Here is a 15,249-nt window from a genome sequence, read left to right as displayed (position 1 = left end):
ACTAGCCATGTTATTCCTTGTGGATACGAATATTTTGCTGCGGTTTGCTGATCGCTCTCATCCTTTGCAGGTTGTGGGTTCGCCCAGGTATTTAACACCCACTGACATAGGCAATCGCGATCGCCCTTAAACCAACCCTACATCACACGCATTGGAAATGCCTAATCCAAGAGGGCGATCGCACAGGATTGTCCCAAAAAAATGCGATCGCACCAAATGAATGTAGGGGCGGGTTCGCCAAAATATTTGACACCAATCGACAATCCTAAAAACCCGCCCCCACCCACGAAAAGATTAACAATTAATTGAATTTAACAATCAGGCGAGGATGGTTATTTGGGGTTATTCGTTGGGTGGGGGCGGGTTTTCAAGATTATTCGTTATGTAGCAAGAATTGTTGGCGAACCCGCCCCTACAAGTTGTGGGTTTTATGATAAATTTATCGATAGGATATTTTTCTTATTTAATTTAATATTGATTTGCTGGGAATTGTTTAATTTTTGGCATGGGTGCATTTCATCGGTTTCCCAATTATAGGGATTATTGATAATATATTCCTGAATTTTAGATAAGGCGGTTTCGTTCCGAATAATATGTTCATAATAACCCCTTTGCCATACAGGTATGCCTGAAACAGAACGTAGCTGATTGATCCGACGGGCAGAAAATGTTTTGAAACCTCTAACAATTTCCGATAAACTACAATTTTGATTCCGCTCTTTTATGAGAATAATTCCATGAATATGATTCGGCATGATTGCAAAACAATCTAATTCAATATGAGGATAGACTTTGAGCAGATTAAACCAATTAAAATTAACAACTTGACCGTAACTGTTTAATAAAATATTCCCCTCTTGAATTTCACCTAATAAACATTCACGTTGCCAAATACAGATTGTTACAAAATATGCACCTGGTTGGCTATAGTCATATCCTGGTAAACGAATAGATCGGCGATGATGGATATCAGGATTATATTTCATATTTTTGCCAATATTTTACCATCCCATTTTAGCAGGCTTGTAGGGGCGGGTTCGCCCAAATATCTGACACCCACCGACAATCCTAAAAACCCGCCCACACCCCATGAAAAAATTAACAATTAATTCAATTTAACAATAAGGTAAGGATGGTTGTTCGGTGTTATTCGTTGGGTGGGGGCGGGTTATCAATATTATTGGTGAGTGCCAAAATTGGTCGGTGAACCCGCCCCTACCACATTTTATTAAATAGCGATCGCCCTTAAACTAACTCTACATCACACGCACTGGAAATGCCTAATCCAAGAGGGCGATCGCACAGGATTGTCCCAAAAAAATGCGATCGCACCAAATGACTGTAGGGGCGGGTTCGCCAAAATATTTGACACCCATCGACAATCCTAAAAACCCGCCCCCACCCACGAAAAATCAACAATTAATTGAATTTAACAATCAGGCGATGATGGTTGTTCGGTGTTATTCGTTGGGTGGGGGCGGGTTATCAATATTATTGGTGGGTGACATAATTGGTCGGTTAACCCGCCCCTACCACATTTTATTAAATAGCGATCGCCCTTAAACCAACCCTACATCACACGCACTGGAAACGCCGAATCCAAGAGGGCGATCGCACAGGATTGTCCCAAAAAAATGCGATCGCACCAAATGACTGTAGGGGCGGGTTCGCCAAAATATCTGACACCCATCGACAATCCTAAAAACCCGCCCCCACTACATTGATTTTAACAATAAGGCGAGGATCGTTGTTAGGGATTATTCGTTGGGTGGGGGCGGGTTTTCAATATTATTAGTGGGTGACATAATTGGTCGGCGAACCCGCCCCTACAAATTTTATTAAATAAACTCTACATCACACAAACCGGAACTCTTGAATTGAGTAACGATTTGATTTAATCCACCAGTGAGATGAAAGTCAAGCAAATTGCTCATTTGAGCTAACTCACGACCCTTGCTTGTACCTGAAACAACAAGATACTCGGATCTTCCTAACCTACCATCAGCCGCAAAACCCAAGTCATCACAGTCCCCAAAAGAGTTTGGCTTGTTTCGTATCCCAAAACTTATCGTGCCACTGGATGAGGAAACAGGAATGTCTTTGGTTTTTCCATTCCCAAGGAATATATGTAAGTTGTCTATTTCATTTTTGGGATCGCAGTAGGTAACTTTGACTTCTGCTGCTTGTCCATAGTTGAGAACTGAAGGCGTAATTTCTGCCTCAAAGTCTCTTTCCGAACAAGTTGGTGCTGGTTCAGGAGTAGTCGCAGGTTTATCGCAAGCGTCAAATGGAATACCCGTATTGTCAGCAAGAAACTTTCGGAATTGAGGCAAAAAGTTTGTTTTGAGAGTGTTTTCTTGCGGCATTTTCAAACCTACAAAGAGTCTAGAGATAGATTTACCTACATCGATACGCTTTGCTGTAACTTTTGCTAAGTCTTTGAATTCTTCAGCTTTCTCAAATTTTTTGTCAATCACAGTGTCAAATACTCTCAGAAGAAGCTGTGTATCATTACCAGTAAGAATTGTGCAACAGTAATTAACTACTGTCAACGCATTTGATATTCCCTTCAATCCGGCTGCAACAACTTCAAGGGGAGGAAATGCTAAACCACCAAGTGCTGACACAGCAGCAAAAACGTCAAGCACTTTAGCCACTTTTTCATTTTTCTCACAGAAATCCGTAAGCGACTTACAAGCTTTCGCAAAATCTGGCCCAGCAACTGGGGGAGGAGTCGTTGGTTTTGGTTGTACAGGAGTAGATACTGGAGGTGGCTCGATTGGCAGAGGAAAATTTACTTTGTCAACAATCTGACCATCTTTGAGCCGCGATATGACACCTTGCTCCGGCTTTCCAGGTTCTTTACTCGGCTGATTCTCAACTCGTAGAGTTTCATTAGACCCTTCAACTGTGACATCCGCGCTTGTACCATCTCGACTCATGCGCGTTGTACTACCACTAACACCTGTTATAGGATTGGGTACAAAGATAACTGATTCTACGAAACGTCCGTCAGCATCATCTTGAAAAACAATTATATATTTGCTACCATCACTCGCCGGAAATTCCATCTGGAATTTAGTGTCAGATAGCTTTTTCACTTCCGGTAGATCGAGCGTCGCCAAGTCTTCAGGACGATCTGGTTCCACATCATAAGGTCTGAAACGACCCCTTAAATCATCTGGTGTCACTCCCAAAACAGTACCTAACAAAGTCCCTGTTGCAGCCACTTTAATATCCACAGCAGAACCACCAGAAGGCTGCACTTTTGACTCCAAAACGATATCGGATTCCCGAAGATTTGTACTAAGTCCGATGAAATCAATTGTTTTTTGATAGTCGGTAATTAAGTCAAAAGTAGGAGAGCCTAAAGCCTCTTCATAACGCAGAAAAAACACATCTTGACCCGCACCACCCGTCAAAGTATCATTGCCAAAATCGCCGATTACAAAGTCATCGCCATCTTCCCCATTTACAATATCGTTACCGCGACCACCGCGCAAAAAGTCGTCTCCGCCAGCACCAAAGATTATGTCATCACCTGCATTTCCGTTGACACCATCAGCACTTTCACCACCCTGCAAAGTATCTTCACCATCACCGCCAAGGAGACCATTTTGACCAGTACCGCCACTTAGAAAATCGTTTCCCGCGCCGCCGTAGAGCAAATCAGCACCACCGAGGCCCTCAATTCTGTCATCTCCTTCGTCGCTATAGACGATATCCCCTGATTCCGAACCCGTAATCGAATCCGCACCGCCTAAACCCCGCAAGCCGCCTATGAGAGTATCGAGCAAGCCGATCGCGATGGTGAATCTGTCGCTTCCTTCAGTTAAGATGTACGCACTACCATCGCTTGAAAGTGAGCCACCGCCGACTTGAGAAAGCGATCGCCCCATATCCCCATCAGCACTATCGGATATGAAGTCGTTTCCTGTGTTACCATTCAAAAAGTCTTGCGTGACAGAAGGTTGTAGCGTATCTTTGCCCCCTGGGTTGAGGATACTATCGATAGACTGAGCATTCGATACCGTCTCTGGAGTCGCGGCTTTTTTGAAGGGACAGCCGCAATCCGCTTCAGTCTCGGCGCTGTCAGTGTTCGGTATGTTATCGCTTTTGTCGAGCAGAGCTAAATTGTCAGGCATTGTGTCGCTCACTTGGTGTTAGTGCAAATAAACTGATTCAGAATGTACCTCATCTGTCTCACTTATGTCTTGACCAAAAAAGCCCGAAAAAGACTGAAAAAGCCCGAAGTTTCACACAATTTTATTTTGCCTTCACTCAACCTATGGTGCCCAAGGACGATCGCCCGTTGCAAGCCGTCCCTGACGAAAACGAACTGCTAAAATTAGTTGATGACCTGATCTTCGAGAAAACTGGTAAACATCTCAATACTCTGCAACGGCTACTGTTTCAGGGAATGTATGATGGCAAAACTTATGAAACGATCGCTCGTGACACCCGCTACACCACCAAATACGTCCGAGAAGTCGGCTACAAGTTACTCAAAACTCTCTCGGTAGTTATGGATGAAGATATGCAAAAAGGCAATCTCAAAGCTGCTTGCGATCGCAGAAATATTAGCAATACTTCAAACTTCGGTAGAGATTATATTCATCAATACGTCGAATACGTCCACACTCTCAACCTCAACCCCTGTCTTTCTCCGCCTAACGACTCTGATAAAGATCGCGCCACTAACTCCAGATTAAAAACTCAGATCGAACGCCTAGAAATTAATGTCGCTGATGTCGTTTGCAAATTGCACAGTCAAGGTATCGAACCATGCCAAATAGCTTTGGTACTCGGTCTACCCGATGTAGCGATCGAAACAATATTGCGTGAATTATTATAGTTTAAATCGCGATCGCTCTTTTACTGTTATCGTTGCACAATTTATTGAGGCGAACTCTCTACTGAACCTACTATATCTAAATGCCATTTTGCGTCAAGGGGGAAAACTGGCAAGTGGGAGCTGGGGACTCTAAGCTGAGATCGCAAAGGAAAAGTATTATACTATACTTGCCCAGCACACTTGGATAAAAATTTTGTGTAGTGCAAGACTGTTAAGCCTAAAGCAAACTCAACTTTTTGGGAAATTTATCAAAGTAACCAAATAATTAAAGAATTGGTAAAGATGCCCCCCAAACAATAGCAATATCAACAAAATGTTTACTAGAATACAAGTATAAACCAGACGCAAGACAATTACCAAGATCGGCAAAAATTATGTATTTGAGAACACAAGCCTAATGCTTCTTCCTGAAAAATAACTAGACTTTACCCTTGTAAAGTAGCATCTGTAAAACTCAAGTACATTTTGGCAATTTAATTTAAACAGTTTAGGTGATGCTTGATAACAGTGAATTGACTGTCTCGGTTATTATCCCAGTTCACAATGGGGGCGCATACTTCCGCACCTGTATGTCAAAACTGGCGGAAGCCTTACCAAGAGCTACCGAAATCATTGTAGTGGCAGATGGCGATACGGATGGTTCCTGGCGTTTGGCCAAGGAATACGGCGCAAAAGTAATCAGAATTCCCGAATCTGGCGGCCCCGCCCAGGCGCGGAATTTGGGGGCGCTGGCAGCTCAGGGAGATATTCTGTTTTTTGTAGATGCAGATGTTGCTGTCTGTCCAGAGGCTATCGGTTATGTGATGAAGATTTTCCAGGGGAATCCGTACTTAGCTGCGATGATTGGTTCTTATGATGATGCTCCTGGCTCGCCTAATTTCCTGTCTCAGTACCGAAACTTGCTCCATCACTACGTTCACCAAACCGGCTGCGAGGAAGCATCTACTTTCTGGGGTGCTTGCGGAGCCATCCGCCGAGAGATTTTCTTGGCTGTGGGTGGTTTTAATGAGATTTACCGTCGGCCTTCGATTGAAGATATTGAGCTGGGGTATAGACTGAAGGCGGCCGGTTATCGGATTCGATTGTGTAAGACGTTACAAGTAAAACATTTAAAACGCTGGGAAGCTGTTTCTCTGCTGAAAGCTGACTTTTTCTATAGGGCACTACCTTGGACTGAATTAATTTTGCGCGATCGCAGGCTGAATAATGACCTTAACCTGCAAGTTTCTAGCCGAATCAGCGCGATGTTAGCTTATGGGCTGTTGGGATGTTTGGTTCTAGCATGGCTGTGGGTTGGTTTTCTGGCTGTAGCGTTGGTACTCGCTCTGTTACTGTTTGCGCTCAACGCGGCACTTTATAGCTTTTTTGCCCGTAAACAGGGGCTTTGGTTCGCCATCAAGACTATTCCTTGGCACTGGCTGTATTATCTTTACAGTGGGCTGGCTTTTGCGATCGGCACACTCAGACACCTTTCCCAGAAAGGGGGTCTTTTTAAGGTTAGCTCTCCAGCATCGGCTCAGTAATTATTATGTGGGTGTGCGATCGCGCACTCTCAAATTCCCGCCTAAATCCGCGAATTGTTGTAGGATGTTGTTTTGCGAGTAGCATCTACCGGAATTTTGAGCGGAGCCGTTTTCTAGAAATCCTAGAAGACAAAAGTAAACCTGGAGGTACTCTAATTTGGAGCATTACCCTGTCATCATCACCGGCGCTGGCCCCGCAGGTTTAACCGCTGCTTACGAACTGGTTAAACAAGGCATAGCACCTCTGGTGCTGGAAAAAGGCGATAAAGTTGGTGGGATAGCCCGCACGGAAACTTATAAAGGCTATCGCTTTGATATCGGCGGCCACCGATTTTACACTAAGGTTGAAGCTGTCCAGCAGCTCTGGATGGAGGTACTAGAAAAAGATTTCATTAAAGTACCCCGCCTGTCACGGATTTACTATGGAGGCAGATTTTTCAACTATCCCCTGAGCGCCTTCAATACTTTATCTAATCTCGGCATTATCGAAAGTCTGTTGATTTTGTTGAGCTACTTTAAAATTAGAATGCAGCCACTTTCTGAAGAAGAAACTTTCGAGCAGTGGGTGACTAATCGCTTTGGCGAGCGTTTGTATAAGACATTTTTTAAGACTTATACTGAGAAAGTTTGGGGGATTCCTTGCAATCAGATTCAAGCAGATTGGGCCGCGCAGCGGATTAAGGGACTGTCGCTGACAACAGCTATAATTAATGCTCTTTTTGGCAGTAATGATACTAAAACATTGATTAAAGAGTTTGATTATCCACGCTTGGGGCCGGGGATGATGTGGGAGCGGTTTACGGAACTTGTGGAGGAAAAAGGAGGAAAAGTCGAACTCAATACAGGAGTAATTCGGATTGAGCGAGATGGATATCGGATTAAGAGCATCGCTGCACAGCAAAATGGGGAAATAGTCCAATTTTCGGGCGATCATTTTATTTCCAGTATGCCCGTATCGGCGCTGATTAATCGCATGGAACCACCGCCGCCAGAAGAAGTGATTCATGCAGCCAAATCGCTTAACTATCGAGCTTTTATGATTGTCTCTCTGGTGGTCAATCAGCCAGATTTGTTTCCTGATAATTGGATATATATTCACACTCCCGATGTAAAAGTGGGGCGGATTCAAAACTTCAAGAATTGGAGTCCAGAAATGGTTCCTGACTTGAGCAAAACTTGTTTGGGGATGGAATATTTCTGTAACGAAGGTGATGAAATTTGGAACATGGCAGATGGGGATCTGATCGAATTGGCAGCTCGTGAGTTAGAGTGTTTGAATTTAGCTCATGCTAGTGATGTGGAAGATGGAGTTGTGATTCGTCAACCAAAAGCTTACCCAGTTTATGATAGCGAGTACCGCCAACATTTGGCAGTAATTCAAAGTTTTCTTACCAAATTTGAGAACTTACAAACTATTGGTCGTAATGGAATGCACAGATATAACAATCAAGATCATTCAATGCTGACTGGTATTTTGGCAGTGAGAAATATTTTAGGTGAAAATCACGATTTGTGGGATGTTAATACTGAGCGTTCTTATTATGAAGATTTCACCTCAGACAAGTTGAAAAAGAAGAAGTAGTCCTCGATGAGATCGGGAGATTCCCAATTTTGTAGGAGTGAAGCATTCCGGTAGATATAGCAGGAGGTAGGTAAGGCTAAGGCAGGAGGAAAATGAAATAGAAAGGGTTTGGGCGATCGAGAATGTGCTAACCGTTGTGGCGGTTGCCATAATCGATCGCATCTTATTTAAAAGAACTTTCTGGATCGGAGAATGTGTTCTGAAAATTACGACTTCCTCGATACCCAGATGCGTTAGCAAGTTCATCCAAAAATTGCATACCTCTATAAAATTTACCATCGATCTCCCAAGTTGGATATCCTGTAATATTAGCAGCTCGGCATAGATTTGGCTGAGCATTTTTTCCCTTGGGATCGCACTCAATATATTCAATCATAGCAAATGCTTCTTTGCCAAAAAGTTCCTCTTGGGCGTGACAATAAGGACACCAATAAACACCATACATTTTAACTTTTAGGCTTTGTAAATGAGCGGCTAATGCCATTTCATCTTGCCCAGAAGTAGTAGTAATCGGGGGCGGTTCTTGTTCACCAGATGGTGTTGTATTCGGGGGAATTTCCTTCACGATCGCGCTAGGAACTACTTCTGCACCTACTTGGGCAGATGCAGTGGTGAAAACTGCTAAACTGAGCAAAATACCGCTAAAATATAAATGCAATTTGCTGAATTTCATCTTTCAGTTAATAAGATTTGACGAGTTTGCTCAATAGCATCTATAACAGTATTTACCACAAAAACATTGATTTGTGACAAATTACGAAAAAAAACTTTACTTGATTCGTCACTGTTCAACAATATAACTTTTTTATTGGCTTTGATTGCTAGGGCAATTTCGGAAGCGGTTCCTGCACCCATACCGCAGGCAATGATTACATCAGAAGAGAGAACGTTGATATTATTGCGAGCGCTGCCCATATCAGTCACAATGGCAATATCTACAGCTTCAGAGGTATGATTAGTGTTGTTGTTGGGAAGGATGCCGATAGTTAGACCGTTTGCTGCTTTTGCACCTTGATTTGCAGCGTCCATAACGCCGGTATTCCACCCCCCTGTTAGCAGCACCCATCCTGCTCGAGCAATGAGTTTTCCCAGTTGATAGGCATTTTCTAAATCAGTTGATGTGGGGTTGTTACCAGGCCCCATCACTCCAATAATAATTTTTCTCATATATGAATACTGATTAGACAAGCTCAGTCCTTGATGATACTGCCGAGATAGGGGGGTTACAATTTGTGCAAAAATGCTATTGAAATCAAAAAATTGTTCCGGTAATCATGCCAGTAAGTAGAACGAAGCCAACCCAGACATTTTGGCGAAAGATATCGCCATAAACTGGTTTAGGTAAATCTTTTTGCCGGAGTTGATTGTACTGTAATATCCATAAAATAGCAGCGATACAAATTCCCAGCCAGAACCCAAGATGCAGGTGCATATTTATCCCTGTTGCTGCTAACAAACCAAGGGTGAAACAGAAGAAAATGCCAACAGCATTGGCGCTGTTATCTCCAAAGAATATGGCACTAGAATTAACTCCAAGGCGCTGGTCATCTTCTCGGTCACTCATAGCGTAAACTGTATCAAATCCTAAAGTCCAAAATATAGTTGCTCCCCACAGCAACCATGTGGCTATTTCTAAATGGGAAACTTCTGCACTCCAGCTAATTAATACTCCAAAACCCCAGGCAATAGATAATACTAATTGTGGGACTGGAAAGACTCTTTTTGCTAGGGGATAGCAGATAATTATGGGGACGGCGGCTGCGCTCAGCCAAAAACTGAGAGGATTAAGATAAAGTGCCAGAACAGCGGCGCAAATGAAGGAAATTAAGGCGACTCCGATAGCTGTTTGGACTGTGAGGGCGCGGGAGGCGAGGGGGCGCGATCGCGTTCTTTCTACTTCGGGATCGATATCGCGATCCCAGAGGTCGTTAACGACGCAGCCGGCGGCGCTGGTGGCTAAAGTTCCTAGCACAATTACGCCTACTAAGGGCGCAGGGGGTGTACCCCGTCCGGCCAAAAAAACGGCCCAGAGGGCGGGAATCATTAAAATTAGTCGTCCTGCTGGCTTATCCCATCTCAGCAGCCGCATGACAGTAACCAATTTGGGTTCGGGTTTAGACTCGGATGCAAGCATTTTTAGTGTTTAATTTTGATTTGATCTGATTTTTACACCAAGGTTGAGGACAGGCAAGATGCTCGTCACGAAATTAAAAATTAAAAATTAAAAATTAAAAATGGTCTCTTGCCTGACGAAGGGCAATTTTAAATTTTACATTTTTAATGACTGGATATCGCTACAACCAAATTATAATTGTACAAAATATTTACTTTTATTTACGCTACAACCTAACGAAATTCGTGGGATAATAAATATATGTGTTATCTTTCATAAATTCCAATGGTTAGTTCAGTTCCTTTAGTGAGGATTCCTACTCCTCCTGCGGAGCAAAACCGCATTCTTGCCGCCCTTGATATGGGTACAAACTCTTTTCACATGGTGGTAGTTCGTATTGATGTGGCGCTGCCTGCCTTTACAATTATTGCTAGCGAGAAAGAAAGTGTCAGATTGGGCAATTGTGACCCCAAAACTGGGAACTTAAAGCGAGAGGTAATGGAAAAAGGAATCGCAACTTTACGACGTTTCCAAGATATAGCTAAAACTTTTAATGCTGAACAAGTAATTGCTGTAGCTACAAGTGCGGTACGCGAAGCTCCAAATGGTCGTGATTTTCTCAAACGGATTGCTGAGAAATTAAACCTTAATGTTAACTTAATCTCTGGTCAAGAAGAAGCACGAAGAATTTATCTGGGCGTTTTGTCGGCGATGGAATTTAACAATCAACCCCATATTATTATTGATATTGGGGGAGGATCTACGGAGTTAATTTTAGGTGATTCTCTAGAGCCTCGTTCTCTCAGTAGTACGAAAGTAGGTGCTGTTCGCTTGACAGGGGAATTTGTGAAGACTGACCCGATTAATAGAGATGAGTTTGCGTATTTGCAAGCTTATATTCGGGTAATGTTAGAACGTCCTGTTGATGATTTGTTGGCTAATTTGGATGTTGATGAGTTACCGCGTTTAATTGGCACTTCTGGTACTATTGAAACTCTGGCAATTATTAACGCTCGTGAGAAATTGGGGATAGTTCCTAATCCCCTAGCTGGCTATCAGTTAACCCTCAAAGATTTACGGGATTTAGTTACTCGCTTTCGGAAGCTTTCTAACTCGGAAAGACTGGCGATTCCTGGGATGTCTGACAGGCGTTCGGATATTATTTTAGCGGGGGCTTTAATTTTACAGGAAGCGATGGCTTTACTGGGGGTGGAGTCGTTGACTGTTTGCGATCGCTCTCTCCGAGAAGGGGTAATTGTTGATTGGATGTTAGCTCATGGTTTGATTGATAATCGCCTGCGATTTCAAAGTTCAATCCGCCAGCGCAGCATCATGCAAATGGCTCAGAAATATGATGTTAATTCTGAATACAGCGAGCGAGTTGCAGCTTATGCGCTAAATTTGTTTGACCAAACTCAAGGTATTCTTCACAATTGGGGAACGGAAGAAAGGGAATTGCTTTGGGCGGCTGCGATTTTGCACAATTGCGGTTTATATGTCAGCCATTCAGCACACCATAAACATTCTTACTATTTGATTCGCAATGGTGAGTTATTAGGTTACACTGAAACTGAGATTGAAATCATTGCAAATTTAGCGAGATATCACCGCAAAAACAATCCGAAAAAGAAACACGATAATTATCAAGCTTTGCCTAAAAAATATCGAGAATTAGTGAATCAATTGCATCCTTTATTGCGGTTGGCAGTGGCCTTAGATCGGCGGCAAATCGGCGCAGTCGCGCAGGTAAAGTGCGAATATCACCCAGAAGTTCGAGAGTTACACTTGCGGATAATACCAGCCGAATTAGATGATGATTGCGCTTTGGAACTGTGGAGTTTAGATTATAAGAAACCTGCTTTTGAGGCTGAATATAATCTCAAATTAATAGCAACATTGGAACCAGTTATTGCTAGCAATTTTTAACTATTTGTAGAAAGAAGCGATCGCCTACGAGTGTTATTTGACCGATCGATAAGAGCGATCGCTTCCTGTGTTGGTAAAATAAGTCAGGAAGCGAGTACAATTAAAATAAAGCATTCTCACGGTGAAAGTTTAATCGTTTTACCGCCACCGCCAAGATTTCGACCATCTGGACTTCGGTAGATATATCCTCCTCTGAATGCAGTAAAGATAGCATTTTGGCACACCATCATCACATTTACTGTTCCCGATCCAGTATAAACTTTTTCAGTTCTACCGCCGCCACCAAGGTTTTGTCCATCTGGACTCCGATAGATGTATCCTCTATCAAATGCTGTATAAACCGCCCCATTATATATAATAATAGCTACGGCTCTTCCAGAACCATTGTAGACAACCACTGGGTTGCCCCCACCGGAAGGTTTGAAGAAGATTTGACCGTTTGGCTGAACTTCATATCATTGCGATCTTTGCAGCAAGGTTAAGTAATCTCTTCTACCGTATTCCAGCATCTCAAGAGTGTCATCACTTATGAGTGGCGGAAAAAGACGGAAAAAGACGGGAGTTTGATTAAAAATATTTACAAAGGGCGGATTATAGCGGATAATGGCGGATAAAGTAGGCTTTAACTCAACAGCGATGGACACAACAGAGGTGTTAAAGTATTTGGACGAACTGGTTTTCGCTCAAACGGGTAAGCACCTCGATAGTCTGCAAATAGCAATTATCAAAGGCGTTCTCAGCGGTCGGAAATACGCCGATATTGCTAAAGAATAACAATGTACGCGAGGTCACGCTAAAGATGAAGCTTATGCGCTTTGGCAGATTTTTTCTAAAACGTTGGGAAAAGATTTGAACAAGTCAAATTTTCGGGCTTGTGTTGAAAGATTAGGAATTGATAAGTCTAAGTATAAAAGTCAAATTATCGGTCATTATGTTATTGGTGGTAATATTAATCATTGTTATAATCATTCACAAGTTGACGATAAATCAGAATTGGAAAATTTGGAATCCATCATTAAAGAAACTCCTACACCTGTGAACGGCAAGAATAACAATATTGAAACTTCATTAAGGCTAGCCAAACAAGAAACGATACGGCAATTGGTAAAAGTTGGTTTAACAGCAGAGCAAATTGCCCAAGTTCTAGATTTGCCACTGGAGGAAGTACAGGAAAAGATGCGATAATAGAGGTAAACGTTGAGTTAAGCGATCGAGCAAAGCCATGAAAACATCAACTCAGGTAAACGATATTTTGCAAGCCATATCTGACCTCGATCTTGAGGAACAGTCTTATATTGCTGAAATTCTTACCAAAAGAACGATCGAATTGAGAAGAAATCAAATAGCCTCAAGAGCTAAAGAAGCTGAAGAGAATTATAGATTGGGTAATGTTCGTGCTGTTACTGTTGAAGATTTGATGATGGATTCAAGCAATGATTGAGCTTATTTCGGATGAGCCATTCTTACGAATATTGAAAAAGTGGCGAAAGAAGCATCCAGAACTCGTTGAAAGATTTCAAGAGAAAATCTCCCTCTTTACCAACGATCCATTTCATCCATCCTTGAAAACACATAGTTTAAGTGGGAATCTTCAAGGCTACTGGGCGTTGAGTATCACGTATGAGCATCGGCTTGTCTTCAAATTTCTCTCTGACAGCAAAGTGTTACTAATCGATCTTGGAACTCACGATGAAGTTTACTAATTCCATCAAGTAATGTAGTATCGTTTAAATGCTCAACAGCTTATCTGATTTACCGGAAAATAGCAATGTCAAATCCCTTCCTCAACCTCAATTACGAAACCGCCCTAGAATCTTTAGGCAACGATTATTATGATGAAGTCCCCGCCGCCGACTTTCCCCAACATATCCTTCGCTTCCGCAACGACCAATTATTACCCATATTAGGACTCGACCCCAAAACAGTCACCGACGAGCATTTCATCGAAGCATTCGGCAAATTTCACTGCGTCCGACCATTTCTCGCACTTCGCTATCACGGCTATCAATTCAACGAATATAACCCCAACTTAGGCGACGGTAGAGGTTTTCTTTACGGTCAAGTTCGTGGCGTTGACGGCAAACTTTACGACTTTGGCACCAAAGGTTCTGGCCGCACTCCCTACTCCCGCACTGCTGATGGTAGACTCACCCTTAAAGGAGGAGTGAGAGAAGTTTTAGCTGCCGAAACTTTGCATCGATTAGGTGTTCGTACTTCCCGATGTTTAAGCATGATTGAAACTGGGGATTCACTGTGGCGAGGCGATGAACCTTCTCCCACTCGTTCATCAGTAATGGTACGTTTTAGTCAGTCTCATATCCGCTTTGGAACCTTTGAAAGATTGCATTTTTTGAGACGGAATGATTTAATTAAAAAGCTTCTAGATCACGTTATTCAATACTATTACCCTGAATTACATTTTCAGACAGGCAGAATGCCAGTCCCAGAATCAGAGCAATATGTACTATTTTACGCAGAATTAGTGAAACGAGTAGCAGAATTAGTTGCTCAGTGGATGGCAGCAGGATTTTGTCATGGAGTATTAAATACTGATAATATGTCGATTACGGGAGAAAGTTTTGACTATGGGCCCTATGCCTTTATTCCTACATATAAACCTCAGTTTACAGCGGCTTATTTTGACTATTCAGGACTTTACTCTTACGGCAATCAACCATTTATTTGCCATTTGAATTTAGAGCGGCTTCAGCAACCGCTAAGCGCTGTAATTGATAAAACTGAGATGGAATTAGCGCTGGCAAAATTTGGCGAATACTATAACGCTAGTTATCAGCAACTAATGTTAAATAAATTAGGTTTTGACCAGTTGCCAGATTCAGAAGCCGAAGAGTTGTTACAACTAACAATTAAATTACTGAGTGAGACTCAGGTAGGCTATCACGATTTCTTTTTAGAATTGAGAAAACAGTTTTCTCAAGATTGGCGTGATGATAGCAGTAAAATTTTTAGTGAAGTTGAACCAGCAGAAGTTATAACACCTTGGCGGCAATTTTACTATCATCTTTTGCAGACTTTATCGCCTGCGGATATGGATGAAATGTGCTTGCGGTTGCGGCGTTATAACCCCGAACAATCCTTACTCAGAACCATCATTGAGGAAGTTTGGGAAGCTATTAATGTTGACGATAATTGGCAGCCATTTTATGAATTAGTTAATCGGATACAAGATTCTAATTGGTAATTGCTAATTTAAGACAGGATTTACGCCAAAGTATCCGTAACGCCGCCA

Annotated in this window: 17 protein-coding genes; 11 read left to right on the top strand and 6 right to left on the bottom strand. The window is 42.4% G+C overall.

Annotated elements, in window-relative coordinates:
* The first annotated feature begins 7 nt into the window (after positions 1 to 7).
* Complete coding sequence (locus tag PY364_RS03110) at positions 8 to 130, top strand: hypothetical protein (RefSeq protein WP_275520477.1); 123 nt, start codon at positions 8 to 10, stop codon at positions 128 to 130.
* Positions 131 to 428: 298 nt separating this feature from the next.
* On the opposite strand, the gene PY364_RS03105 is transcribed toward PY364_RS03110, so the two are convergent.
* On the bottom strand, positions 429 to 986 hold the full coding sequence (locus PY364_RS03105) for a transposase (RefSeq protein WP_275520475.1): 558 nt from the start codon (positions 984 to 986) through the stop codon (positions 429 to 431).
* Between the two features lie 334 nt (positions 987 to 1,320).
* On the opposite strand from PY364_RS03105, the gene PY364_RS03100 reads away from it, so the two are divergent.
* Positions 1,321 to 1,563 carry a hypothetical protein gene (locus PY364_RS03100; protein ID WP_275520473.1) on the top strand — a complete coding sequence of 81 codons (243 nt, stop codon included), beginning with the start codon at positions 1,321 to 1,323 and terminating at the stop codon, positions 1,561 to 1,563.
* Between the two features lie 275 nt (positions 1,564 to 1,838).
* Here the strand turns inward: PY364_RS03100 and PY364_RS03095 are convergent, their stop codons facing one another.
* On the bottom strand, positions 1,839 to 4,145 hold the full coding sequence (locus PY364_RS03095; RefSeq protein ID WP_275520471.1) for a calcium-binding protein: 2,307 nt from the start codon (positions 4,143 to 4,145) through the stop codon (positions 1,839 to 1,841).
* A 143-nt stretch (positions 4,146 to 4,288) separates the two neighbouring features.
* On the opposite strand from PY364_RS03095, the gene PY364_RS03090 reads away from it, so the two are divergent.
* The 3 genes from PY364_RS03090 to PY364_RS03080 all read left to right on the top strand — a co-directional run bounded on the left by PY364_RS03090 (position 4,289) and on the right by PY364_RS03080 (position 7,960).
* Positions 4,289 to 4,855 carry a hypothetical protein gene (locus PY364_RS03090; protein ID WP_275520469.1) on the top strand — a complete coding sequence of 189 codons (567 nt, stop codon included), beginning with the start codon at positions 4,289 to 4,291 and terminating at the stop codon, positions 4,853 to 4,855.
* Positions 4,856 to 5,349: 494 nt separating this feature from the next.
* The gene (locus PY364_RS03085) at positions 5,350 to 6,378 is read left to right on the top strand and encodes a glycosyltransferase family 2 protein (RefSeq protein ID WP_275520467.1); all 1,029 of its coding nucleotides are present in this window, start codon (positions 5,350 to 5,352) and stop codon (positions 6,376 to 6,378) included.
* 157 nt (positions 6,379 to 6,535) lie between these two features.
* The gene (locus PY364_RS03080) at positions 6,536 to 7,960 is read left to right on the top strand and encodes an NAD(P)/FAD-dependent oxidoreductase (RefSeq protein ID WP_275520465.1); all 1,425 of its coding nucleotides are present in this window, start codon (positions 6,536 to 6,538) and stop codon (positions 7,958 to 7,960) included.
* A 163-nt stretch (positions 7,961 to 8,123) separates the two neighbouring features.
* On the opposite strand, the gene PY364_RS03075 is transcribed toward PY364_RS03080, so the two are convergent.
* From PY364_RS03075 to PY364_RS03065, 3 genes are all read right to left on the bottom strand, one after another.
* Complete coding sequence (locus tag PY364_RS03075; RefSeq protein WP_275520463.1) at positions 8,124 to 8,633, bottom strand: hypothetical protein; 510 nt, start codon at positions 8,631 to 8,633, stop codon at positions 8,124 to 8,126.
* Positions 8,630 to 9,127 (bottom strand): TIGR00725 family protein, encoded by a 498-nt coding sequence (locus tag PY364_RS03070; RefSeq protein ID WP_275520461.1) that lies wholly within the window; start codon positions 9,125 to 9,127, stop codon positions 8,630 to 8,632. Before PY364_RS03070 ends, PY364_RS03075 begins: the two co-directional genes overlap by 4 nt.
* Positions 9,128 to 9,212: 85 nt before the next feature.
* A complete protein-coding gene (locus PY364_RS03065) occupies positions 9,213 to 10,094 on the bottom strand; it encodes a 4-hydroxybenzoate solanesyltransferase (protein WP_275520459.1) in 882 nt (293 codons plus the stop codon).
* 264 nt (positions 10,095 to 10,358) lie between these two features.
* Here PY364_RS03065 and PY364_RS03060 point away from each other — a divergent pair, with 264 nt between their 5' ends.
* Positions 10,359 to 11,999, top strand: coding sequence for a Ppx/GppA phosphatase family protein (locus PY364_RS03060; RefSeq protein ID WP_275520457.1), 1,641 nt, complete (start codon positions 10,359 to 10,361; stop codon positions 11,997 to 11,999).
* 116 nt (positions 12,000 to 12,115) lie between these two features.
* Here PY364_RS03060 and PY364_RS03055 read toward each other — a convergent pair whose 3' ends face one another.
* Positions 12,116 to 12,397: a hypothetical protein gene (locus PY364_RS03055; protein WP_275520455.1), complete on the bottom strand. Its 282-nt coding sequence runs from the start codon at positions 12,395 to 12,397 to the stop codon at positions 12,116 to 12,118.
* 205 nt (positions 12,398 to 12,602) lie between these two features.
* Between PY364_RS03055 and PY364_RS03050 the strand changes: the two genes are divergently transcribed.
* The 5 genes from PY364_RS03050 to PY364_RS03030 all read left to right on the top strand — a co-directional run bounded on the left by PY364_RS03050 (position 12,603) and on the right by PY364_RS03030 (position 15,201).
* Complete coding sequence (locus tag PY364_RS03050; RefSeq protein WP_275520453.1) at positions 12,603 to 12,773, top strand: hypothetical protein; 171 nt, start codon at positions 12,603 to 12,605, stop codon at positions 12,771 to 12,773.
* A 75-nt stretch (positions 12,774 to 12,848) separates the two neighbouring features.
* Entirely contained in the window at positions 12,849 to 13,184 is a 336-nt protein-coding gene (locus PY364_RS03045) for a hypothetical protein (RefSeq protein WP_275520451.1), read from the top strand.
* A 37-nt stretch (positions 13,185 to 13,221) separates the two neighbouring features.
* The gene (locus tag PY364_RS03040; RefSeq protein WP_275520449.1) at positions 13,222 to 13,440 is read left to right on the top strand and encodes a hypothetical protein; all 219 of its coding nucleotides are present in this window, start codon (positions 13,222 to 13,224) and stop codon (positions 13,438 to 13,440) included.
* Entirely contained in the window at positions 13,433 to 13,702 is a 270-nt protein-coding gene (locus tag PY364_RS03035) for a type II toxin-antitoxin system mRNA interferase toxin, RelE/StbE family (protein WP_275520447.1), read from the top strand. The genes PY364_RS03040 and PY364_RS03035 overlap by 8 nt, the downstream gene beginning before the upstream one ends.
* Before the next feature lie 65 nt (positions 13,703 to 13,767).
* Positions 13,768 to 15,201 carry a YdiU family protein gene (locus PY364_RS03030; RefSeq protein ID WP_275520445.1) on the top strand — a complete coding sequence of 478 codons (1,434 nt, stop codon included), beginning with the start codon at positions 13,768 to 13,770 and terminating at the stop codon, positions 15,199 to 15,201.
* Positions 15,202 to 15,249: the final 48 nt, after the last annotated feature.

The sequence above is a fragment of the Kamptonema sp. UHCC 0994 genome, assembly GCF_029167235.1.
In the GTDB taxonomy this organism is placed as follows: Bacteria; Cyanobacteriota; Cyanobacteriia; order Cyanobacteriales; family Microcoleaceae; genus Kamptonema.
This window is presented reverse-complemented; position numbering and strand designations above follow the sequence as displayed.

Excerpts from the sequence above, each read along its gene's own strand:
- PY364_RS03110 (WP_275520477.1), top strand. The coding sequence starts at position 8 with ATGTTATTCCTTGTGGATACGAATATTTTGCTGCGGTTTGCTGATCGC.
- PY364_RS03105 (WP_275520475.1), bottom strand. The coding sequence starts at position 986 with ATGAAATATAATCCTGATATCCATCATCGCCGATCTATTCGTTTACCA.
- PY364_RS03100 (WP_275520473.1), top strand. The coding sequence starts at position 1,321 with ATGCGATCGCACCAAATGACTGTAGGGGCGGGTTCGCCAAAATATTTG.
- PY364_RS03095 (WP_275520471.1), bottom strand. The coding sequence starts at position 4,145 with ATGCCTGACAATTTAGCTCTGCTCGACAAAAGCGATAACATACCGAAC.
- PY364_RS03090 (WP_275520469.1), top strand. The coding sequence starts at position 4,289 with ATGGTGCCCAAGGACGATCGCCCGTTGCAAGCCGTCCCTGACGAAAAC.
- PY364_RS03085 (WP_275520467.1), top strand. The coding sequence starts at position 5,350 with ATGCTTGATAACAGTGAATTGACTGTCTCGGTTATTATCCCAGTTCAC.
- PY364_RS03075 (WP_275520463.1), bottom strand. The coding sequence starts at position 8,633 with ATGAAATTCAGCAAATTGCATTTATATTTTAGCGGTATTTTGCTCAGT.
- PY364_RS03070 (WP_275520461.1), bottom strand. The coding sequence starts at position 9,127 with ATGAGAAAAATTATTATTGGAGTGATGGGGCCTGGTAACAACCCCACA.
- PY364_RS03065 (WP_275520459.1), bottom strand. The coding sequence starts at position 10,094 with ATGCTTGCATCCGAGTCTAAACCCGAACCCAAATTGGTTACTGTCATG.
- PY364_RS03060 (WP_275520457.1), top strand. The coding sequence starts at position 10,359 with ATGGTTAGTTCAGTTCCTTTAGTGAGGATTCCTACTCCTCCTGCGGAG.
- PY364_RS03050 (WP_275520453.1), top strand. The coding sequence starts at position 12,603 with ATGGCGGATAAAGTAGGCTTTAACTCAACAGCGATGGACACAACAGAG.
- PY364_RS03040 (WP_275520449.1), top strand. The coding sequence starts at position 13,222 with ATGAAAACATCAACTCAGGTAAACGATATTTTGCAAGCCATATCTGAC.
- PY364_RS03035 (WP_275520447.1), top strand. The coding sequence starts at position 13,433 with ATGATTGAGCTTATTTCGGATGAGCCATTCTTACGAATATTGAAAAAG.
- PY364_RS03030 (WP_275520445.1), top strand. The coding sequence starts at position 13,768 with ATGTCAAATCCCTTCCTCAACCTCAATTACGAAACCGCCCTAGAATCT.